The 22,462-nt window shown below is 50.0% G+C and carries 22 protein-coding genes; 10 read left to right on the top strand and 12 right to left on the bottom strand.

Annotated elements, in window-relative coordinates:
- Positions 1–41 precede the first annotated feature (41 nt).
- Both SK36_RS10650 and rstA read right to left on the bottom strand, forming a co-directional pair.
- The gene (locus SK36_RS10650) at positions 42–1,382 is read right to left on the bottom strand and encodes an L-cystine transporter (protein ID WP_048221499.1); all 1,341 of its coding nucleotides are present in this window, start codon (positions 1,380–1,382) and stop codon (positions 42–44) included.
- 289 nt (positions 1,383–1,671) lie between these two features.
- A complete protein-coding gene (gene rstA / locus SK36_RS10645) occupies positions 1,672–2,406 on the bottom strand; it encodes a two-component system response regulator RstA (protein WP_167493968.1) in 735 nt (244 codons plus the stop codon).
- A 126-nt stretch (positions 2,407–2,532) separates the two neighbouring features.
- Between rstA and SK36_RS10640 the strand changes: the two genes are divergently transcribed.
- Positions 2,533–2,868 (top strand): GlpM family protein, encoded by a 336-nt coding sequence (locus tag SK36_RS10640; RefSeq protein WP_045442622.1) that lies wholly within the window; start codon positions 2,533–2,535, stop codon positions 2,866–2,868.
- Here SK36_RS10640 and folM read toward each other — a convergent pair.
- From folM to ydgH, 3 genes are all read right to left on the bottom strand, one after another.
- Positions 2,865–3,587 (bottom strand): dihydromonapterin reductase, encoded by a 723-nt coding sequence (gene folM / locus SK36_RS10635; protein WP_045442625.1) that lies wholly within the window; start codon positions 3,585–3,587, stop codon positions 2,865–2,867. The two genes, SK36_RS10640 and folM, sit on opposite strands and share 4 nt — an antisense overlap.
- A 37-nt stretch (positions 3,588–3,624) precedes the next feature.
- A complete protein-coding gene (locus tag SK36_RS10630) occupies positions 3,625–5,007 on the bottom strand; it encodes an amino acid permease (RefSeq protein ID WP_045442628.1) in 1,383 nt (460 codons plus the stop codon).
- 255 nt (positions 5,008–5,262) lie between these two features.
- Entirely contained in the window at positions 5,263–6,207 is a 945-nt protein-coding gene (ydgH, locus tag SK36_RS10625) for a DUF1471 family protein YdgH (protein ID WP_045442630.1), read from the bottom strand.
- A gap of 525 nt (positions 6,208–6,732) precedes the next feature.
- Between ydgH and pntA the strand changes: the two genes are divergently transcribed.
- Positions 6,733–8,262: a Re/Si-specific NAD(P)(+) transhydrogenase subunit alpha gene (gene pntA / locus SK36_RS10620; protein WP_048222692.1), complete on the top strand. Its 1,530-nt coding sequence runs from the start codon at positions 6,733–6,735 to the stop codon at positions 8,260–8,262.
- A 10-nt stretch (positions 8,263–8,272) separates the two neighbouring features.
- A complete protein-coding gene (gene pntB, locus SK36_RS10615; RefSeq protein ID WP_048221498.1) occupies positions 8,273–9,661 on the top strand; it encodes a Re/Si-specific NAD(P)(+) transhydrogenase subunit beta in 1,389 nt (462 codons plus the stop codon).
- A gap of 181 nt (positions 9,662–9,842) precedes the next feature.
- On the opposite strand, the gene SK36_RS10610 is transcribed toward pntB, so the two are convergent.
- Positions 9,843–10,877 carry an AI-2E family transporter gene (locus SK36_RS10610; RefSeq protein ID WP_045442636.1) on the bottom strand — a complete coding sequence of 345 codons (1,035 nt, stop codon included), beginning with the start codon at positions 10,875–10,877 and terminating at the stop codon, positions 9,843–9,845.
- A gap of 144 nt (positions 10,878–11,021) precedes the next feature.
- On the opposite strand from SK36_RS10610, the gene SK36_RS25245 reads away from it, so the two are divergent.
- The 3 genes from SK36_RS25245 (at position 11,022) to mdtI (ending at position 11,981) form a co-directional block, all read left to right on the top strand.
- Positions 11,022–11,192, top strand: a complete 171-nt coding sequence (locus SK36_RS25245; protein ID WP_136345589.1) for a protein YdgV — start codon at positions 11,022–11,024, stop codon at positions 11,190–11,192.
- 107 nt (positions 11,193–11,299) lie between these two features.
- Positions 11,300–11,665 (top strand): multidrug/spermidine efflux SMR transporter subunit MdtJ, encoded by a 366-nt coding sequence (gene mdtJ / locus SK36_RS10605; protein ID WP_190284577.1) that lies wholly within the window; start codon positions 11,300–11,302, stop codon positions 11,663–11,665.
- Positions 11,652–11,981 (top strand): multidrug/spermidine efflux SMR transporter subunit MdtI, encoded by a 330-nt coding sequence (gene mdtI, locus SK36_RS10600; protein ID WP_045442642.1) that lies wholly within the window; start codon positions 11,652–11,654, stop codon positions 11,979–11,981. The genes mdtJ and mdtI overlap by 14 nt, the downstream gene beginning before the upstream one ends.
- A 35-nt stretch (positions 11,982–12,016) precedes the next feature.
- Here mdtI and SK36_RS10595 read toward each other — a convergent pair whose 3' ends face one another.
- The 3 genes from SK36_RS10595 to SK36_RS10585 form a co-directional block, all read right to left on the bottom strand.
- Complete coding sequence (locus SK36_RS10595) at positions 12,017–12,838, bottom strand: trypsin-like serine peptidase (protein ID WP_048221497.1); 822 nt, start codon at positions 12,836–12,838, stop codon at positions 12,017–12,019.
- Positions 12,839–13,108: 270 nt separating this feature from the next.
- A complete protein-coding gene (gene asr, locus SK36_RS10590) occupies positions 13,109–13,504 on the bottom strand; it encodes an acid resistance repetitive basic protein Asr (RefSeq protein ID WP_048221496.1) in 396 nt (131 codons plus the stop codon).
- A 137-nt stretch (positions 13,505–13,641) separates the two neighbouring features.
- The gene (locus tag SK36_RS10585; RefSeq protein WP_045442650.1) at positions 13,642–15,129 is read right to left on the bottom strand and encodes a carboxypeptidase M32; all 1,488 of its coding nucleotides are present in this window, start codon (positions 15,127–15,129) and stop codon (positions 13,642–13,644) included.
- A gap of 239 nt (positions 15,130–15,368) precedes the next feature.
- Between SK36_RS10585 and SK36_RS10580 the strand changes: the two genes are divergently transcribed.
- Entirely contained in the window at positions 15,369–15,995 is a 627-nt protein-coding gene (locus tag SK36_RS10580; RefSeq protein ID WP_370637145.1) for a CPBP family intramembrane glutamic endopeptidase, read from the top strand.
- A gap of 47 nt (positions 15,996–16,042) precedes the next feature.
- On the opposite strand, the gene SK36_RS10575 is transcribed toward SK36_RS10580, so the two are convergent.
- On the bottom strand, positions 16,043–17,296 hold the full coding sequence (locus SK36_RS10575; protein ID WP_045449601.1) for an MFS transporter: 1,254 nt from the start codon (positions 17,294–17,296) through the stop codon (positions 16,043–16,045).
- Between the two features lie 106 nt (positions 17,297–17,402).
- Between SK36_RS10575 and SK36_RS10570 the strand changes: the two genes are divergently transcribed.
- From SK36_RS10570 to bioD, 3 genes are all read left to right on the top strand, one after another.
- Entirely contained in the window at positions 17,403–18,302 is a 900-nt protein-coding gene (locus SK36_RS10570; protein ID WP_048221494.1) for a LysR family transcriptional regulator, read from the top strand.
- A gap of 128 nt (positions 18,303–18,430) precedes the next feature.
- Positions 18,431–19,651 (top strand): sugar metabolism global transcriptional regulator Mlc, encoded by a 1,221-nt coding sequence (gene mlc, locus SK36_RS10565; RefSeq protein WP_045442657.1) that lies wholly within the window; start codon positions 18,431–18,433, stop codon positions 19,649–19,651.
- Positions 19,652–19,775: 124 nt separating this feature from the next.
- Entirely contained in the window at positions 19,776–20,471 is a 696-nt protein-coding gene (gene bioD, locus SK36_RS10560) for a dethiobiotin synthase (RefSeq protein WP_045442660.1), read from the top strand.
- Here the strand turns inward: bioD and clcB are convergent.
- On the bottom strand, positions 20,427–21,716 hold the full coding sequence (clcB, locus tag SK36_RS10555; protein WP_048221493.1) for a voltage-gated ClC-type chloride channel ClcB: 1,290 nt from the start codon (positions 21,714–21,716) through the stop codon (positions 20,427–20,429). The genes bioD and clcB overlap by 45 nt on opposite strands.
- A 119-nt stretch (positions 21,717–21,835) precedes the next feature.
- Positions 21,836–22,450 carry a Tat proofreading chaperone DmsD gene (dmsD, locus tag SK36_RS10550; RefSeq protein WP_045442664.1) on the bottom strand — a complete coding sequence of 205 codons (615 nt, stop codon included), beginning with the start codon at positions 22,448–22,450 and terminating at the stop codon, positions 21,836–21,838.
- Positions 22,451–22,462: the final 12 nt, after the last annotated feature.

Genomic DNA, 22,462 nt, shown 5'->3' with positions numbered 1-22,462 from the left:
GCTTTTGTCTGCAGAGCAATCAACGGGTTTATTGAGGACGATTAATTCGCATTGACCCGTTGCTGTGCAGGCGACTCCTTATTCAAAATACGGTTTGCCAGTACTCCAGACATCATCGAGCCATTAACGTTTAATGCCGTCCTTGCCATATCGACAATGGGTTCAATGGCAATGAAAATACCCACCAGTGCGACCGGAAAATTGAGTGTTGAAAGGACGATCAGTGCGGCAAATGTGCCACCGCCACCGACACCAGCAACCCCAATCGATCCCAGCGCAATCGCCGGTAGCATGGCAAGGAGAAAGTGAACTGAAAGCGGATCGATTCCCATCGTCGGGGCAATCATTGCTACCATAATCGCGGGGTAGATCCCGGCGCAGCCATTTTGCCCCATACTGGAGCCAAATGAAGCAGCGATATTGGCAATGGTATTTTGAACGCCAAACTTTTCCTGCGCTGTAATAGCCAGCGGAATCGATGCCGCGCTGCTGCGCGAAACAAACGCAAAGGTTAATACCGGCCAGACAGTTTTAAAATAGCGAATGGGATTGTTACCACTCAGTACCAGTATCAGTGCGTGAACGATAAACATCATCAGTATCGCGATGTAACAGGCACCAATAAATCCCAGCAGACTGGCAAATTGCTCTAAGCGATAAGCGGAGAAGACTCCTGCCATTAATGCCATCACGCCATATGGGGTCAGCGCAATAACTATCCGCACCATTTTCATGACCCAAATCTGGATGGCATTGATCCCTGCGCTTAATTTTTCACCTTCTTCTGGCGCGTCCTGTTTGACTTTTAATAATGCCACGCCGGCGAGGAGAGTGAAGATAACAATACCAATAACTGAAACACTTCTGGCCCCCGTAAGGTCGAGGAAAATATTGGTGGGAATTAAAGAAGTGACCAGTTTAGGCAGCGAAATGGCCGCTGTTTTACTCACATCGGCATCCGTCAGCGTAGACTGCATATGACCGAAAGCACTGGCATCCAGACCTAAAACATGCGCCGTCAGTAGCCCAATAAACCCGGCAATCATCACCAGACATAACATGCATCCGACGATAGTTAGCGACATTTTGCCAATGCCAGCACTGTTTTCGAGCTTGTTAATAGCAGAGAGAATAGAGATAAATATCAGAGGGACCGCAACCAGTTTCAGTAAATTTACGTAACCGTTGCCGATGATATTATACCAGTCGATAACCGTTTTACTGCGGTCAGGAGTTATAAGATGAAGGGACAAGCCGATAATGGCACCCAAAAAAATGGCAATGAAAACACTTTTTGACAGGGAATTACTTTTTTGATTAATTCTGAATATTGCCCATGAACAAACCAAAAAAAACGCGATATACGCGAGTGTAACGAACATATTGTAGCCTCTTGCCTCATTCAGCACCTGAAATGCCGGAAAGAGTTTTGATTTCTGAAATAAACCTACGAACCCTAAGGGTTCAGGACCGGGACGGATTATAGGGAGAGAGAATGCCTGGGGCCACACAAAAAGTGTGGTTCTGACTCAGGTGTGGTTCTTATGCTTATCCAGCATACAATTTGTGTGACAGTGTCACTTTGAGGGGCTGTATTAAAGACAATAATATGTCTGAAAGCAGGGGGGAATCCACCAGACCGGTTGAATCAACCAGCCTGGCGAGAACAGTTTATTTGCGCTGTTCGTCATCCCAGGCATGCGGGGCGAACAGGTAACCTTTATTGCGGATGGTTTTGATACGGTACGGTTCCGTGGCGTTATCGAGCAACTTTTTACGCAGCCGGGAAATCGCCACATCCACACTACGGTCAAGTCCGTCATAACTCACGCCGCGCAGATTCTTCAATAACGCATCGCGATCCATAATTTGTCCCGCGTGTGTAGCCAGTTCCCAGAGTAACTCGAAATCAGCGGTCGAGAGGGCGACTTGTTCTCCAGCGAGCAGTACGGAGCGGTTGGTAGGGTCGATAGTTAGTGTGCCAAAGCGCAGTGTGGTATGCGGCGTAATCGTGGCTGCCTGAATTCCTTTTGATTGTGCTGAATGTTCATTCTGACGTAAATGTAGACGCAGGCGAGCCAGTAGCACTGCCGGAGGCGTCGTTTTCAGTATGTAGTCGCAGGCGCCCATTTCAAGCGCAAGAATATGGTTCATGTCGCTGTCCAGCGATGTCAGAAGGACTATTGGACCTTGCCAACGGCTGCGTAAATCGCGGCAGATAGTCATTCCGTCTTTACCCGGAAGCATAATATCTAACAACACCAAATCGGGTTGAACGTGCAGGATCTTCTCTTCGGCTAGATCACCACGAGGCTCAACAATAACCTCAATGTCATGCCGGGCCAGATAGGCGGCAATCAGCGAGCCTACCTCGGGATCATCTTCAACAAATACGATGGTGTTCATATCATTCATTTTGAATATAAAACGCCAACATACACCGCCCCCGTTTTTCCTTCCATTAATCTTTTCTAAACGAGAACGCTTCCGTTATGCTAGAGGCTGATGTTGTCAATGTGTTAAGGCTAAGTGATGGGGCTCGTTATAAAAGCGGCGCTGGGTGCGCTGGTCGTGGTGTTGATTGGTTTGCTGGCTAAAACAAAGAATTACTATATCGCGGGATTAATTCCTTTGTTCCCGACATTTGCGCTGATCGCTCATTATATTGTGGCCAGTGAGCGTGGAATTGAAGCGTTACGTACCACCATTGTGTTCAGCATGTGGTCGATTATTCCCTATTTTGTCTATCTCATTTCGCTTTGGTACTTCACCGGTTTTATGCGCTTACCCGTTGCGCTCGGCGGGGCAGTTGTATGCTGGAGCCTGAGCGCGTGGTTACTGATTTTCTGTTGGATAAAACTGCACTAACGCAGATGGCGACCGCCATCAACGGCAAAGCTACGGCCCGTGACAAAACAGCTGGTTAACAGATAGTCTATTAAATCAATGACCTCTTTTTCACCGGGGGCTGTTTTCATCAGCGATTTGTTCAGCGCCTGTTGGCGATACTCGGCATCATCACCCTCGTTAAACAGGATCAGTGAGGGGGCGATAGCGTTAACTTTTACCTCTGGTGCCAGTTTTCGGGCGAATGAACGGGTCATATTGTCCAGTGCAGCCTTACTGGCTGCATAGGCAATATGCTTGTCGCTGCCACGCTCCACGACGTAATCCGTAAAGTGGATAATGTCGCTGGCTGCGTGTCCGTGACCGCGAAGGCAACCTTCCAGCGCGTGGTTAAGCAGGTAGGGGGTATTGACGTGGATCTGCATCATGCTGGACAACACTTCAGACAGCGGGGTGCCTGGTTTTTCTGCTATCCAGGCGCTGGCGTTATGCACGATAGCGCGTAACCCATTTGTGCGTGTTTTGACCTCGTCTGCAAAAGTCAGTACACCTGCATCGGTTGAGAAATCAGCCTGGATACACAATGCGCCAGCATCGCGTAGGCCATCAATGGCCGGATAATGCGTTCGATAGCTGACGATTACTGGCTGTTTTTGATTCAGAAAATGCCATGCGATAGCGAGGCCGATGCGACGACCTCCGCCGGTGATAAGAATTGGTAAAGGGGGCTTATTACCCATCGTAATCTCCATTTGCATCAAACGATGGGACTGACGCTTACCCCATCAACATCCAGGTTGCCGGAACGGCGGCTACGAGTAGCAGACCGATCAATGCTATTTCCTGGCGTTTTAATACGTTATCGTGCGTGAGCGTTTTGCGGGCGTAAAGAAAAACAAGTAACCCTGGCGCATACAGCACAACAGACAGCAACAGGTGCATTGGGCCTGACGCATACAATAACCATAAGCCATAAATACATGCACCGATACCGACAGCCTGATGAATCGGACGGGTGGCGATTTTCAGCAGGAATGCGCCGACCAGGAAATAGGGCACCAGAATCATCTCTGAGGCAATAGTCAGCAGCGTATTGTAGTCAGAACCTGTGAGCCAGATCAGAACCAGACAAACCTGTACGCAGATGTTGGTCAGCCACAGGGATGCTGATGGTGCACCCTGCGCATTTTGTCGGGCAAATATACGCGGGAAGGCTTTGTGCGTGGATGCCAGGAAAGGCACTTCTGCAGCCATAATCGTCCAGCTTAAATAAGCACCGCAGACGGAGACAATCAGACCGGCGGCAATGATAATTTCGCCCCACGGTCCCATCATTTTGACCATCAAACCGGCCATCGACGGGTTGCGGATCTCGGCCAGTTCAGGACGGGCAACAACGCCAAGAGATAGCAGGGTAACTAACAGGTAAACACCCAATGCGGCGAGGACCGCCAGCAGCGTAGCGCGACCAACATCGCGTTTATTGCGCGCACGCGCAGAAACCACCACTGCACCTTCCACGCCAATGAACACCCATAGCGTGATGAGCATGGTATTTTTGACCTGCTCCCAGACGGGGACACCAAGCTTCACGCCGGTAAAATCAAGAGTAAAGGTATCGAGCTTAAACAGCATAAATGCCAATACGATAAACAATCCCAGCGGCAGTAATTTCGCCAGCGTAGCAACCAGATTGATGCTGGCTGCCGTTTGTACTCCACGCAGAACCAGAAAATGGACTACCCACAGCAGCACCGATGCCCCAACGATAGATTGCCAGGTATTGCCGTCGCCGAACAGACGCCATTCAGGAGTATCAGTGAAGAAGCTGAGCGCAGAAAAAACGATAACCAGATAGGAAACGTTAGCGATAACGGCGCACAGCCAGTATCCCCACGCAGAGCAGAAGCCAATCAGCTCACCGAAGCCTTCACGCGCATAGGTAAAAATACCGCCATCCAGGTCCGGGCGAATACGCGTCAGAATTAGCATAGCGAAAGCGAGCAGGAGGATCCCCGCACCGGTGATCGCCCAACCAATCAGTAATGCCGCCGGGCTGGCTACTGCCGCCATGTTTTGTGGCAGACTGAAAACACCAGCGCCAAGCATTGAGCTTAAAACCAGCGCTGTTAGTGCGCTCAGACCCAATTTCTTTTCCATTTGTATCCAGTTACAAAAACGAGAGTGAGAGAATAATTATTTTGGCAAACCGCATAAAAATGGTGAAAGCCACTAAGGCGCGGGATTTTACGGAGAGAAGAGAGCGCATGCAATGGGGTTAGAGAGATTTGTGACTGATAGTGTGAAAAGTCGGCTTAATCGTGATGTTTGAGTCTGGCCTGATGGCATTCTGGCTGTGAATAATCTGGCCTACAGAGCTGTAGGCCAGATAAGACATTTATAACGTCATCGACATTATTTATACAGATCGGCGCTGATGGTCATGTTGTTACCACGTTCCTGCCACTGGCGGGTAATGTGGTAGTACTTAGCACCTTTCTTCGCGGCACGTTTAGCGACCTGATACGACACTTCAGTCATATTGCCGTAGTTACCGGTGAACTTGATGCTGTCGAATGGCACCATCATTGCGGCGGTTGCTTTGTTCAATTCTTCGACTTTGGTTCCATCCGGCAGAGTGACAGTGTAACGTCCGCCTTTGGTTGACTGGGTTTCGAAGAAGCGGCCCACTTCAGCACTCGGAGAAGCGGTTGTTGCTACGCCTGGGATCTCAACTTTCTTCGCTGCCTCGCCACCTGCAGCTAACGCTGCACGACCAGCATCAGAATCCGCAGGGATTGCATCAGGGCTTTGGACAATACGTTTTTTAGCATCGGCTTTATAGATAAACGCAGTAATACGCTGGTTGCCGCCCTGGTTGGCATCGACCTGACGAACGATATAGAAAGAGTAAGCCCCTTTTTCTTTCGCCGCTTTGGTGATGGCGTCGTTTACTTCAGGTTGGCTGCGGTAGAAACCCTGTACCGTAACGGTATCAAAAGGTTCCAACAGAACGGCCTGATCTTTCGGTAATTCTATAACGCCATTGATCACGCGATTTTTGGAGACTTCCGCTTTTTCCGCGTCAGCTTTATAGACGTCGGCTACAACGCGCCAGTTACCACCACTGCCAAAATCTGAGGTATCAACAACGTAAAAGGAGGCTGCACCGTCTTTATCTGCACGGCGGGACACGGCGGTAACCGCATCGCCAATAGCATTAAAACGGCCGGTAACCACAATGCGGTCATAGGGTTTCAGGGCAGCCGCTTGCTCCGGCGTCAATTCTGTCGCTGCATTTACAGAAAAAGCAGTCGCAGAAAGGAGTGCGGACGCCAGGAGAGTGTTCTTAAGCTTCATAAAAATAATCCTTCGCCTTGCGCAAACCAGGTACTGGTATTGTTATTGACTAGAAACGTGGCTGATTATTGCATTTAAATTGTGTCAGTGTCTGCGTCATTTTTCACTCATCGTGCCACGCAAAGTAACAACGGCGATAACATTTTGTGATATGTCCAAAAATTCGACGTTTGAGCGCTAAAACTAATGAAGCAGTTGAATTTCATAAGTTAATTTAATGTTAATCAATTGTTTTATGGTGGCGCTTAATCATGTTTTGCCGCTTCGCTTGAGCGAATTATCGGCCTTTGTGGGCTATTTCAAGGGCATTATCCCTGTCTGAGGGGAAATTCATCCCTGTTTTGCGAATTTCATAATAAATACTGTTTTTTGGCGCTAGATCACAAGCGCTAATTTCAGTAGGTTATACAGAGTTTGTTACTGTTTTATTTTGTTGAGGTAACGCTTACCTCTTACGTGAGTGCGCAGATGCCTCTTGCGAACATTGATAAACCATCATCAAAAATACAGATGGAAGGGAACATTATGCGAATTGGCATACCAAGAGAACGGTTAACCAATGAAACCCGTGTTGCAGCAACGCCGAAGACGGTTGAGCAGTTACTGAAGCTGGGTTTTAGCGTCGCGGTTGAAAGCGGCGCGGGTCAACTGGCTAGTTTTGACGACAAGGCGTTTGTGCAAGCGGGCGCAGAAATTGTTGACGGGGATGCTGTCTGGCTGTCAGAGATTATCCTGAAGGTCAATGCACCGGAAGAATTCGAAATTCCGTTGCTGAATCCGGGAACTACGCTGGTCAGCTTTCTGTGGCCTGCACAAAATCCTGAGTTATTGCAAAAGCTCGCTGAGCGGAATGTAACGGTAATGGCAATGGACTCCGTGCCGCGAATTTCGCGCGCGCAGTCGCTTGATGCCCTAAGTTCAATGGCTAATATTGCCGGATATCGCGCCATTGTTGAAGCTGCGCATGAATTCGGTCGGTTCTTTACCGGGCAAATCACCGCTGCAGGTAAGGTTCCTCCTGCGAAGGTGATGGTTATCGGTGCCGGTGTTGCAGGTCTTGCGGCCATTGGTGCGGCAAATAGCCTGGGGGCGATTGTTCGCGCTTTTGATACACGTCCGGAAGTTAAAGAACAAGTTCAGAGTATGGGCGCTGAGTTCCTTGAACTGGATTTCAAAGAGGAAGCAGGCAGCGGCGATGGTTATGCCAAAGTAATGTCCGAAGCGTTTATTAAAGCCGAGATGGAGCTGTTTGCCGCTCAGGCGAAAGACGTTGACATTATCGTAACAACCGCGCTGATCCCGGGCAAACCGGCACCGAAACTGATCACCCGTGAAATGGTTGACTCCATGAAAGCGGGCAGCGTTATTGTCGATCTGGCCGCGCAAAACGGCGGTAACTGTGAGTACACCGTTGCCAATCAGGTGACCACTACCGAGAACGGTGTGAAGGTCATTGGTTATACCGATCTTCCGGGCCGTTTACCAACCCAGTCCTCCCAGTTGTACGGTACTAACCTCGTTAACCTGCTTAAACTGCTATGCAAAGAGAAAGACGGCAATATCACCGTTGATTTCGATGACGTGGTCGTGCGTGGTGTGACGGTAGTTCGCGAGGGTGAAATAACGTGGCCAGCTCCGCCAATCCAGGTTTCCGCTCAGCCGCAGGCTGCGCCAAAAGCAGCGCCTGCACCAGTAGAAGAGAAGAAACCGGTATCGCCGTGGCGTAAGTATGCATTGATGGCACTGGTAGTTATTCTGTTTGGCTGGCTTGCCGATGTGGCGCCAAAAGAGTTCCTGGGGCACTTTACGGTGTTTGCGCTTTCCTGCGTGGTTGGTTACTACGTGGTGTGGAATGTGTCGCATGCGCTGCATACACCGCTGATGTCTGTGACTAACGCCATTTCAGGGATCATCGTTGTGGGCGCATTATTGCAAATTGGCCAGGGTGGCTGGGTGAGTTTCCTGAGCTTTATCGCGGTGCTTATTGCCAGCATTAATATTTTCGGTGGCTTCACCGTGACTCAGCGCATGCTGAAAATGTTCCGGAAAAACTAAGGGGTAACACATGTCTGGAGGATTAGTTACAGCTGCATACATTGTTGCCGCGATCCTGTTTATTTTCAGCCTGGCGGGACTTTCAAAACATGAAACATCCCAACAGGGGAATAACTTTGGTATCGCCGGGATGGCGATTGCGTTGATTGCGACGATTTTTGGCCCGGATACCGGCAACGTTGCATGGATCCTGGTGGCGATGATCATCGGCGGCGCGATTGGTATTCGTCTGGCGAAGAAAGTTGAGATGACCGAGATGCCGGAGCTGGTTGCGATTCTGCACAGCTTCGTAGGCCTGGCAGCGGTGCTGGTAGGCTTTAACAGCTACCTGTATCACGATACCGGTCTGGAACCGATTCTGGTGAATATTCACCTGACCGAAGTGTTCCTTGGCATCTTCATCGGTGCGGTGACCTTCACAGGTTCCATCGTGGCATTTGGCAAACTGCGCGGCAAGATCTCTTCTAAGCCGCTGATGCTGCCGAACCGTCATAAACTGAACCTTGCAGCGCTGGTTGTTTCGTTCCTGCTGTTGGTGGTATTTGTTCGTACCGAAAGCGTAGGGCTGCAGGTTCTGGCTCTGCTGGTGATGACCATTATTGCGCTGGCTTTCGGCTGGCATCTGGTGGCGTCTATCGGTGGGGCAGATATGCCGGTTGTGGTTTCAATGCTGAACTCCTATTCAGGATGGGCGGCAGCGGCAGCAGGCTTTATGTTAAGCAACGACCTGTTGATTGTAACCGGCGCGCTGGTTGGTTCTTCGGGGGCGATCCTGTCTTACATTATGTGTAAGGCGATGAACCGCTCGTTCATCAGCGTTATTGCCGGTGGTTTTGGTACCGATGGCTCTTCCGCTGGTGATGCCGAGGAAGCAGGTGAACATCGTGAAATTAATGCGGAAGATACGGCGGAAATGCTGAAAAACTCGCATTCGGTGATCATTACCCCAGGCTACGGTATGGCAGTGGCTCAGGCTCAATATCCGGTCGCTGAAATTACTGAGAAACTGCGTGCGCGCGGCATTAAGGTGCGTTTTGGTATTCACCCGGTAGCGGGGCGCCTGCCTGGTCATATGAACGTTCTGTTGGCGGAAGCCAAAGTGCCTTATGACATCGTGCTGGAAATGGATGAGATCAATGATGATTTCGCCGATACCGATACCGTGCTGGTTATCGGTGCGAACGACACGGTGAACCCGGCGGCGCAGGACGATCCGCGCAGTCCAATTGCCGGTATGCCGGTGCTGGAAGTGTGGAAAGCGCAAAACGTTATCGTGTTCAAACGTTCAATGAATACCGGTTATGCTGGTGTGCAGAACCCGCTGTTCTTTAAAGATAACACCCATATGCTGTTTGGTGATGCCAAAGCCAGCGTGGACGCTATTCTGAAAGCGCTGTAATACGTTAGCAAAAAATACGACGGCCTTTTCGGAGGCCGTTTTTGTATAAAGAACCCGTGCATTGGGTATGCCATTCTTCCGATGCCTGATCCGATGCGAAAAAACACTCTGGTACCGGCCATCTTGTATACATCAAAACCGTGCAGAGTATCTCTATAGCGCTCTTTAGCACAACTGCGATTTACGTTTTGTTGAGGTCGCTAAGCAGGACGGCAATGCTTTGACCGCCTTCAGTTTGCTCAAGCGCAATTTTAACGATGATGGTCAGCGGCACGGAAAGTAGCATACCCACCGGTCCGAGCAACCAACCCCAAAAGATTAACGACAGAAACACTACCAGTGTGGAGAGTCCCAGCCCGCGTCCCATAATGCGGGGTTCGAGGATATTGCCGAATACCAGATTAATCACCAGATAACCCGCCAGTACCACCAGCGCATCATAAAAACCACTAAATACCAGCACCTGAGCAATAGGTGGAATGGCCGCCAGTACTGAACCGATATTAGGAATATAGTTGAGCGCGAAGGCCAGTAAGCCCCAGACAAAGGCGAAGCGTACATCCAGCGCTGCAAGCATGCCCCAGGCAACCAGTCCGGTGACGATACTGATAGCCGTTTTTAGTACCAGGTAGTGAGAGACGCTGTCGATCGCTCGTTGAATTGCCGCCATTCCTTCAAGTGGTCGGCTCATCATCTGTTGCAGTTTACAGGGCAGTTGCGGTACTTCCAGCAGCATAAAAACAACCGTCAACAGCAGCAAAAAAATCGATGACATAGCATTGGAAAGTTGTGTCAGTAAATTGGTGACCAGCGTCATTGCAGCGTTGGGATCGATATATTTGACAAGCTCGTCCACGGAGACGCCGATCCCAGCGCGCTGTAGCCACGGCTCGATATTTTTCAGCGGGATAACCAACGATGAACGGTATTGTGGAAGCGTGCGTGCCAGTTCATTTAAGGATGTACCTAAATAAGCCAAAAGCAGCACCATTAGCATGACAATAATAACAATCAGCAATGACACTGCTACTACTCGAGGTATGCGAAGTTTTACCATGCGCCGTACCATCGGATTAAGTACCACCGCGATAAATAACGCCAGGATAAATGGCACGATGATATCGGCGGCGAAGCGAATGCCGGTAAGAATGATAACCAACATGCCCAGCATGATGACTAATTTTAGACCGTTAAGGGTGATGATCGGTTTCGCCATGTTTATTCCTGATTTTTTATTTTTGAAACTGTACCTGAAATAATAATGTGACTTGTGTCGAGCCGTCCTAACAAAAAGCAAACGAACCGGGTAAAGAAGTGAAAAGGTTTTGAGTTCGTAATGAACCTATGATACAAATCATCTGTGTTTAACTACCGAGGACAATTATCATCCGCGATGACGAGAAGCAACACTGCGGATAATTGTAATATTATGGACAATATGTTCAGGCTTTTTTTGCGTTTACCTACACTTCTTCGTACCTCCTCTACTTTCCTGCTTGCGGGTGAGCAACACTGGCGCAACGCGCTTTAGTCCCTTCTTCTGCCTGAGCTGGCGTTATGCGCTGAGCTATCTGATTCTATTTTTTGGTTTGCTGCATGCAGTAGGCCCAAAGGACTATATTCTCAAGCAGGAGAAGCATCATGTTTTACTGGATTTTATTAGGTCTGGCCATTGCGGCTGAAATTACCGGAACGCTGTCGATGAAATGGGCAAGCGTAGGCCATGGCAATACAGGCTTTATTTTAATGCTGGTAATGATCGCCTTATCGTATATTTTTCTCAGTTTTGCCGTTAAAAAAATAGCACTCGGCGTGGCCTATGCTTTGTGGGAAGGCATTGGTATTTTATTTATTACGTTGTTTAGCGTGCTGTTATTTGATGAAACCTTATCCACGATGAAGGTTGCCGGTCTGGTCTCGCTGGTGTTAGGCATTGTCCTGATCAAGTCGGGTACGCGTAAGCCGTCTAAAGCGAGGAGGGAGGTGACCCATGCAGCAGTTTGAGTGGGTTCACGGTGCATGGTTGGGTATGGCCATTGTTCTGGAAATCGTCGCTAACGTATTTTTGAAATTTTCTGATGGTTTCCGTCGCAAGGCGTATGGCGTACTGTCACTGGTTGCTGTATTGGCTGCCTTTAGTGCACTCTCTCAGGCGGTAAAGGGCATCGATCTTTCAGTTGCCTACGCTTTGTGGGGCGGATTTGGGATTGCCGCAACGCTGGCTGCAGGATGGGTGCTTTTTGGGCAGCGCCTGAATAATAAAGGCTGGATTGGCCTGGCATTACTCCTGGCCGGAATGATTATGATAAAACTTGCCTGATGTTAGTGCTGCCTGCAAACGCGGGCAGCACAATGTTAATCCTTCATCAAAGCGTTCAGCTTATCGCGAAATCCGGTAACGGAAATGGCACGATTATCGGCCCGCCAGCGATCTTTTGCCGCCGGAGCAGAGCTTTGCACGCCAATCAATTGCCAACCGGAATCGGTTTTCAACATCAGTGGAGAACCGCTGTCTCCCGGGAGCGTATCGCATTGATGTGACAACACGGTATTTTGCGCCCAGCCGGTAACAACGCAGTCCTGATGCGCATACAGGTCATCCAGGTGATCTTCGGGGTAGCCTGACTGAGTCACTTTGCGATCGGCGGCTTTCAACGCCGCAGTTAACTCAGCTTTATCGCCTTCAAATAAGGGAAGTGGTGTGATTCCGCTGGGAGGATAACGCAACACCACCAGACCAAAATCCCAGGGAGCCGCGGAAGGTGGCACTATCCAGCCGTCGCCATCCGCTTTTAAACGCTTGCCAAGTGAAGCATCAACCCGACCCTCAATACCGTGGATTTCATAGCGCCAGACGCCTTTTTTCGATACGAAGCGCAGCGCGACAGCTTTATCTGGTCTGCCTTTGGGTGGGGTCAATAAACAATGTCCGGCAGTCAGGGCCAGATGAGGTGAGATGAGCGTTGCTGTACACAGGTTACCGCTGGCGGTTTCCAGTTGTCCTATAGCGTCCCAGGGGGACTGTGTCGGGTCAGTAATCTGTACGCGATCGTCATGCCCAAAAAATAGCGTTTTTATATCGTCAGCATCTTTGCTGGTCGTTGTGGGCTGATCCGCATGCGCAACGACAGGAAAAAAACAAATTGAACCCAGTAATACCGCAATGGTTTTATGCATATCACACTCTGGTGGGGAATTATGATTATTAACAGCAAACCCTCAGTTAATACTATAGACGGGACGGTGGGAAAGTGGGAGTAAAATCAGATAACTACACTCAGGAAAGATAAAAGTGCGTAGCAATTAGGGCGCAAATTATCAGTGTAATAAGAATGAACTCAAAGCGGTAATGTGACACCATTTTACCCTCCGAAAGGCGGCGCTAAATCAGGAAGACTTAGCGCCGTATGCGATGGCGTGGGGGACGCCATTGTTATTACTGATGTCTTATGCGGCAGGTTGAGCAGCAGGTTTAGCGGCTTCGTGTTTTACTGCTTTTTTGCTGTGTTTTTTAGCAGCCTGAGCTTTCTGCTCTGGTGCTTTTTGTTCTGCAGCAGGTTTAGTTGCCGCTTTTTTGGTATGTTTTTTCGCAGCCTGAGCTTTCTGCTCTGGTGCTTTTTGTTCTACAGCAGGTTTGGTTGCAGATTTTTTAGTGTGTTTTTTAGCGGCCTGAGCTTTCTGCTCAGCGGCTTTATGCTGTTTTTTATGATGCGTTGTTTTTGCCGGGGCTGCTTTTGTGGTCGCAGCAGCAGCCGGAGCGGTGGTAGCAGTTGTTTCAGCAGCAAAAGCAGCAGAAGACAGACCCATAGCAGCGGCAACAACCAGAGCTAATACTTTTTTCATTCTCATACCCTCGATTTGGTTTTTCATTCAACCCCACTGCGGGGCCGTTGAAATAACTATATCGCTGTAATCTCAAGGCTTCCGTGAGTCATTGGTATCGGCATGTAACGATATGTACAATGACTCACGGTAAGCGATTACAGATAACGGGCTTCCAGATGGGCGCGGAAATAGCGACTGCTGAGAGGTTCGCCGGTGGCCTGGATAATAAGCTGTTCGGTGGTATAACGGCTGCCATGTTGCCAGACATTCTGATGCAGCCAGTCAAACAGGGTGCCAAATTCACCTTGCGCAATGGCACTTTCTAAATCAGGCAATGCGCGGTTTGCCGCACTAAACAACTGTGCTGCATACATGGCGCCCAGCGTATAAGAAGGGAAATAGCCAAACCCACCGTCGGTCCAGTGGATATCCTGCATACAACCATTGCGATAATTGCCGATTGTTGAAAGTCCGAGCCATGCCTGCATTTTCTCATTCCACAACGCCGGGATATCATCAACTTCAATGTCGCCGTTAATCAACGCACGCTCAATTTCATAGCGCAGAATAACATGAGCGGGATAGCTGACCTCATCAGCATCCACGCGGATAAAGCCAGGCTTCACTTGTTGGTTCCAGGCGATGAAGTTTTGTTGTTCAAACGCAGGCTGATCGCCAAAATGCTTTTTAACCGCTGGAATTAGTCCCTTCAGAAATGCCTGACTGCGGCCAAGTTGCATTTCAAAGAACAGACTTTGGGATTCATGAATTGCGGTTGAACGAGCCAGTGCGATAGGTTGTCCGGCCCAGTTGCGCGGCAGATTTTGTTCATATCGGGCGTGACCGGTTTCATGGATGACGCCAAAAAGTGCGCTGAGCAATTCGTTTTCATCATAACGCGTGGTAATACGAACATCTTCCGGTACGCCGCCGCAGAATGGATGCGCACTAATGTCCAGTCGACCGGCGGTAAAGTCGAATCCCAGCCGAGTCATCGTTTCAAGGCCTAACTCGCGCTGGATTGCTGTTGGGAAGGGGCCAACCGGCGCGATGAGTGACTGTTGAGACTGTTTCGCCACTACTTTATTTAACAGATCCGGTAGCCAGCTTTTTAGGTCTGTGAAAAGTCCGTCCAGCCGCGCGCTGGTCATTTCTGGTTCAAATACATCCAGCAACGCATCGTAAGGCGTACATCCTTTGGCCTCGGCCCGCAGTTTGGCTTCTTCACGGCTATATTTAACAACGTCTTTCAGATTCTCAGCAAAACCTTCCCAGTCATTTGCCGGACGTTGACTGCGCCAGGCATGTTCACAGCGGCTACCCGCCAGCGATTTTGCTTCTACCAGCGATTCCGGCAGCAGCGCAGCCTGATGATGCAACCGCGACATCTCGCGCAGATTCGCCTGTTCTATATCGCTAAGATCCTCCTGCTCGGCGGCGGCAATCCATTTTGCCACATTAGGATCGGTTAAAAGTTGATGCTCAAGTACGCTCAGTTCTGCCAGAGCTTCACCCCGGGCTTTGCTGCCGCCGGAAGGCATCATGGTAAACATATCCCAACTGGCGATAGCCGAGAGATGGGAGAAGCGAGAGAGCCGCTGGAAGGTGCGGGTGAGCTGTTGATAATTAGCAGTGTTACTCATTTTTTAGTTCTCGTTCTGATGGACCAGACTTGAGAGTCTAACGTGATTTTAGGCATTTACCCATTCATCACGGATGCGATGTAATTTTGGTAGGTTGTAAATGATAATGATACTTTTTATCATAAACAAAAATTATCTTTAGAACGACTGACATAACATTTTGTCAAGGAGAGGGTGTGCGACAGGAAGTAAGTAACGATTATATTGCCAGGACAAAGGCGGTATCTGGCTGCTTTTCGATGTTTTTGTTGATGTTTGGCATCACGTTCATCCCGCTATTCTTTTCTGAAAGCCAGACATTACAGGCGAAGGGTTTACTTTTTCCGCTGCTGTTTATTGCGGAGTTCGTCGTGTTGGTACCACTGTATTATTTCTTCTTTCGTCAAAGAAAAGGCTTAGGGAAAGGGAGCTTCAACATAAGATGGTTTGCTATTTTGTTCACGGCGCTTTTGGTGGTGCAGTTCGTCATGCCATGGGTGCTGGGTATCAGACAGAATGAAGAATGGGTTACAACTCAGGTATCACTGAGCAGTTACGCGCTCTGGTTATCGAGTCTGACCCTGATATTTATTGCGCCGATTTATGAAGAAATGGTGTTCAGAGGTTGCCTGTTCAACGCCTTTCAGTACTGGTTCAATGATAAAACATGGCTGACGTCGCTAGTGGTTTCGGCGATATTTGCGCTGATGCATACGCAGTATATGGACATGAGAACGCTACTGCTGCTGTTTATTGTTTCGCTGGTGTTGATCATTGCCAGAATAAAAAGCAACGGAATTCTGATGCCGATAGTGCTGCATATTCTGATGAATGGAACGGTTATTGGTCTGCAAATTGGAGCCCAGGCGATGCTGGCATCATCGTAGTCCATATTGCTGCCCTGGTGATGTTTTGCATCCCAGGGCAACATATTTTATGCATGTAATCGGTGGTGCAAGCAGGAGCCAACGAGCAGGGCGAGGATCAGCATCAGCGCAATAAATCCGCCCACGCCGTTCCAGCCGTAGTTATGCCAGAACACCCCCCCCAGCGTACCTGCAATGCTCGACCCCAGGTAATAAGAGAACAGATACAGTGAAGAGGCCTGGCCTTTAGCACGTTTAGCCCGTGGGCCGATCCAACTGCTGGCCACGGAATGTGCCGCAAAGAAACCCGCAGAAAAGAGCAACATTCCGGCAAATATTAACCATAGCGACGTGAATAACGTCATCAGCAGACCAAACAGCATCACCCCTGTTGAGAACAACATCACCGGACCACGACCATAACGCGTGGTCATTGAACCCGCTTTTGGCGAACTCCAGGTTCCGGTCAGGTAAGCGACGGACAGCAACCCAACAATCGCCTGGCTGAGTTCCCAGGGAGACAGCATCAGGCGATAGCCGATGTAGTTAAACAGCGTGACGAATGAGCCCATCAACAAGAAACCTTCCGCGAAAAGCAGCGGTAAACCTCTGTCACGCCAGTGCAAACGGAAGTTGATAAACAGCGTCTTAGGTCGCAACGATGTGGGCCTGAAGTGACGGGATTCCGGTAATATTTTCCAGAACATCAGCGCGGAAGCCAGGGCAAAACAACCGATAGCTGCCAGCGCGATTCGCCAGTTAAAAAAGTCGGTAAATACGCCACTGATCAAACGACCGCTCATGCCACCAATCGAGTTACCACTGATATATAAGCCCATCGAGAAGGCCACAAAGCTGGGATGAATCTCCTCACTGAGATACGTCATTCCTACTGCTGCGACGCCACTTAGTGACAGACCAATCAGCGCGCGCATGATTAAAATTCCGTGCCAGCTGGTCATCATTGTCGAAAGCAGGGTACAGCAGGATGCTAACAGCAGCGCGGTCACCATCACCGGCTTGCGGCCAATTGCATCGGAAAGAGGACCGGTAAACAGTAAACCAATAGCGAGCATCGCGGTTGAGATAGAAAGTGAAATACTACTACTGGCTGGAGATACCCCAAATTCATGCGACAGCACTGGCAGTATGGGCTGCACGCAATAGAGGAGGGCAAATGTCGCCAGTCCGGCAGAAAAGAGCGCCAGTGTGACGCGCATAAAAGAGGAGGTACCGCGTTTTATATAACCATCCGGCGGGGTGATAATTTGTTTATCAATATCGCTTGCCGGTGCGGTATCGACAATAGTTGTACGACTCACTTGAAATCCTTGCTCAATCATTACGTCTACAGTACCAGCCTTAAGGGTATGAAAATCCCAATATTCTGTCTAATATATTAATAATCTCAAATAATATTTTAAAAATATGAATATTGAACTGCGTCACCTGCGCTACTTTGTGGCGGTTGCAGAAGAACTTCATTTTGGCCGTGCGGCGGCAAGGCTGAATATTTCACAACCTCCGTTGAGTCAACAGATCCAAATCCTCGAACAGCAAGTTGGGGCACGTCTTCTGGCGCGTACAAATCGTAGCGTGGCCCTGACAGCCGCAGGCAAGCAGTTTCTGGCAGACAGCCGACAGATCCTGGGGTTAGTGAATGAGGCGGCGGCAAGAGCAGAGCGTTTGCATCTGGGAGAAGCAGGGGAACTGCGAATTGGCTTTACCTCGTCAGCACCATTTATTAAAGCAGTTTCAGATACGCTGTCTCTCTTTCGCCAGTGCTACCCCGCGGTGCATATGCAAACCCGTGAAATGAATACGCGTGAGCAAATTGCTCCGCTCAATGAGGGGACGCTGGATCTGGGACTCTTGCGTAATACGCAACTCCCTGACACGCTAAGCTGGGAGGTCATCCTGCATGAACCACTGATGGCAATGATCCCTCGTGTACATCCTTTGGCGCAAAAGCCGGTTGTCACACTGGCTGAACTGGCGAATGAACCGTTTGTCTTTTTTGACCCGCATGTGGGGACCGGCCTGTATGATGATATTCTTGGCCTGATGCGTCGCTATGGCCTCACGCCGACCATCGCTCAGGAGGTTGGGGAAGCCATGACCATTATCGGACTGGTGGCCGCAGGATTAGGGGTTTCCATTCTGCCAGCCTCATTTAAACGCGTGCAGTTGTATGAAATGTGTTGGATCCCCATTGCGGAAGAAGATGCCGTGTCTGAAATGTGGCTGGTGTGGCCCAAACACCGTGAGCAGAGTTACGCTGCGCAACGCTTTCGCCAGCAGCTTTTAGCGGCCGTTCAGTGCGGTTAATTTAGTTTAAAAATGGTTGAAAATGTGCAGTAAATCACACGGCTAAGTAAAAAGTTGACGGAAGCCATTGAAGTGCTTCACCATAGCCTACAGATTATTTCGGAGCGCGAAAATAAAGGGAGTAAGTGGTGGTTGCTGATAGTCAGCCTGGGCATATCGATCAAATTAAACAGACCAATGCGGGCGCAGTTTATCGCCTGATTGATCAGTTAGGACCGGTGTCGCGTATTGATCTCTCTCGCCTGGCACAATTGGCGCCTGCCAGTATTACAAAAATTGTTCGGGAAATGCTTGAAGCACATCTGGTGCAAGAACTGGAAATAAAAGAAGCAGGGAGTCGCGGGCGTCCGGCCGTTGGTCTGGTGGTCGAAACGGAAGCGTGGCACTACTTATCGATTCGTATCAGTCGTGGCGAGATTTTTCTTGCGTTACGCGACCTCAGCAGCAAGCTGGTGGTTGAAGATTGCCTTGAAATGCCGCTTGTCTCCGAGATTCCTCTGCTGACTCGTGTTATTACACAGGTCGATCAGTTTTTTATCCGCCATCAGCAAAAGCTTGAGCGATTAACCTCTATCGCTATCACCTTACCAGGAATCATCGATACAGAAAATGGCATCGTTCATCGCATGCCGTTTTACGAAGATGTTAAAGAGATGCCGCTGGGCGAAGCCCTCGAGCAGCACACCGGTGTGCCCGTGTACATTCAGCACGATATCAGCGCCTGGACCATGGCTGAGGCACTTTTTGGCGCTTCGCGCGGTGCCCGCGATGTTATTCAGGTGGTGATTGACCACAATGTGGGTGCAGGGGTGATCACCGACGGTCATTTGCTGCATGCCGGGAGTAGCAGTCTGGTCGAAATTGGCCATACGCAGGTCGACCCTTACGGGAAACGGTGTTATTGCGGAAACCATGGTTGTCTGGAAACGATTGCCAGTGTTGACAGTGTTCTTGAGCTGGCGCAGGTACGACTTAAGCAGTCGATGAGTTCCTCACTGCACGGACAACCGCTGACGGTGGACTCACTGTGTCTGGCGGCCATGCAGGGCGATTTATTAGCGAAAGATATCATTAGCGGCGTCGGCACCCATGTTGGTCGAATTCTGGCCATTATGGTGAACTTGTTCAATCCGCAAAAGATTCTTATCGGATCTCCGCTCAGTAAAGCAGCAGATATATTGTTCCCGACTATTGCTGACTGCATTCGTCAACAGGCGCTTCCGGCATACAGTCGACACATTGTGGTAGAGAGTACGCAATTTACTAATCAAGGGACAATGGCGGGGGCCGCGCTCGTGAAGGACGCGATGTATAACGGTTCTTTGTTGATTCGTCTATTACAGGGTTAACATTTTTTAACTGTCGTACGAAAAATTGCGCTATCTCAAGCTGGTCCTGGCTCTCATACCTTAGACTTTCTCCACTGTTTTATTTTCCTGGCTTATATTTCGAAGCATAACGGTGGAGTTAGTGATGCTGAAGCGTTTCTTTATTACAGGTACAGACACTTCTGTTGGGAAGACAGTGGTTTCCCGCGCATTACTACAAGCGTTAGCGTCAGGTGGTAAAAGTGTTGCGGGTTATAAACCCGTGGCCAAAGGAAGCAAAGAAACACCTGAAGGTATGCGCAATAAAGATGCGCTGGTGCTGCAAAGTGTTTCTTCAATTGAATTGCCTTACGAGGCAATCAACCCTATTGCTCTGAGCGAAGACGAAAGTAGCGTGGCACATAGCGGCCCTGTCAATTACACCTTGTTGTCAAACGGGCTTGCGAGTCTGAGCGAGAAGGTTGATCACGTTGTCGTCGAAGGTACTGGTGGCTGGCGCAGTCTGATGAACGATCTGCGTCCTTTATCGGAGTGGGTGGTGCAGGAACAACTGCCCGTGTTGATGGTAGTGGGTATTCAGGAAGGCTGTATTAATCATGCCATTCTGACGGCGCAGGCTATCGCCAGCGATGGACTGCCGCTAATTGGCTGGGTAGCGAATCGAATCAATCCGGGGCTGGCGCATTATGCGGAAATCATTGATGTGCTCAGCAAAAAGTTACCGGCACCGCTGATTGGCGAATTGCCTTACCTGCCTCGCGCTGAGCAGCGCGAGTTGGCCCAGTACATCCGCCTGTCAATGCTGGGTAATGTGTTGTCGGTAGACAGAGTCCTGGTGTAACGTTCGGGACAGCACTGAAGCAACGACACAAGCAATCAACAAGCCGGGGAGCAGACGATACTCCCCGGTCATCTCGCAAACCATCAATGTTGACATGATCGGCGCATGCGTTGTTGCAGCTAAGAGTGTGGCCATCCCCGCTAATCCAAGCAGAACTGCAATCTCATTCGTACCGGGAAGCCAGAGTCCCCACACGCGACCAAACAGCATACCAATTGACAGTCCGACAAACAGAGTTGGCGTAAACACGCCCCCAGGCGCGCCTGACCCACTGCTGGCGAGCACAGCGAGTAATTTGCAGATAAAAATCCCACTGACAATCGACAACAGCGGTGGGGAGAGTAAAAACGACTGCACTACGCTGTAACCATTTCCCCAGACAGTCGGTGTCAGTAACGAGAGCAGGCCAACAATAAGTCCTCCCAATGCCAGTTGCCACGGAGGTGAAAGCTTCAGACGTAAAAATACGTTGTGGCTGATGGTCATAAGCCATATGAAGAGTGGTCCGCAAACCCCAGCAACCAGACCGGTGCAGACAATCATCACATACTCAAGCGCATGCAGCTCCCGCGATAAGTGCACGGTATATAGCAGGGCGTTGCTGTCGCTGAGCACATCCGTGGTCAACAGTGCAACGACGGCAGATACGACCACCGGTCCCAACGATGCCAGAATCAATGTGCCAAACAGAACTTCGGCAATAAACAAACTGCCCGCCAGTGGCGCATGATAGGCTGCGGCCATACCAGCGGCAGCACCGCAGGCAATCCACAGTTTCCATTCTGTGCGCGGTGTAAAGCGTTGGGCAAAACATGAGGCTGCCAACGCTGCCAGCAATATCATTGCACCTTCCCGACCAATGGCACTCCCGCTGGCGACAACCAGTAATGACGCCAGCGATTTCACCAGGCTTGCACCAACATCGAGCTGCCCGTCAGTTTGCAAAGCTTCCATATAATCTGTGGGCGCTTGCGGACGCAACTGGTTGAATTTTTGCCAGCCCCAGAGCAGTAACCCTGCAGCAAGTCCACCTAACGCAGGTGTGAGCATCCGACGCAGTGGTGACAGGTTCGTGGCCGCATTAACTAAACTGCCCGTATCGTTGCTCAGGAAAAGCCATTCAAGGAGTAGCATGGCGTGGCGAAACCCTGCGACGGCTAACGCGGCCAGAATGCCAGTCAGTGCGGCAAACAGCAGGCGGCGAAACATGGTGCGCAGGTCAGGATAAGCATGTAAATGATGCATGGTTTGCCAGACAGGAAAATTCAGACGATCTATTTTGCGGGGAATTGTTGCCGGAAGCAAAAGCACCGCGTGCGAAACGCCGGACAAAACGGCAGGGCAAAACCCTGCCACGGAAGAAATTAACGAAATAGCGGCTTAATGGCTACGGGGATCAATAACTGCGACTGCCATTCTGCCAGCGTCAGGCGAGCCAGTTCTCCCAGAGCCTGATAAAACGGATGATCCGCTTTTTCGGTAAAGACCTCAAGGAAACGTGCGGACCACGGTAACAGATGCCAGGCCAGCAATTGTTCGCACTCGGTGTGACGTTCGTTTTCGGCAAGCCAGGCAGTCAGTAACAACAGGGAGCCAAAGTGATCTTCCGGTTCATTCTGCTGCATTTCAAACTGGATGCCGTTGTCACGCATCCACTGACGTAATGCCAGCGTTGAGTCGCCAAATAGAACGTTCTCACGATCCAGCCAGACTGAGCCCCAGGGCGGAGAGGGAAGCGTATAAGGACCGATAAACAAACGCTGCCAGGCCTCTGGGAGCGTTTCATCGACTTCGGTCTGAAACTGTACAACCAGCGGGGAGAGGATATTCTCTGACAGCGGCCACTGGGCCTGCCAGCCATCGGCGGTTAATGATGAGACTAACGGAGCCGCTTCATCGCTGTCTGGCGCAAAGTAAAACAGCGCTCCCAGCACGCGCGCCGCGGTAGAAAAGTTGTCACGTTGTGAAAAATGGGTCATGCAAACAATCCT

Origin of the sequence: Citrobacter sp. MGH106 (assembly GCF_001037495.1) — a bacterium.
In the GTDB taxonomy this organism is placed as follows: domain Bacteria; phylum Pseudomonadota; class Gammaproteobacteria; order Enterobacterales; family Enterobacteriaceae; genus Citrobacter; species Citrobacter murliniae.
This window is presented reverse-complemented; position numbering and strand designations above follow the sequence as displayed.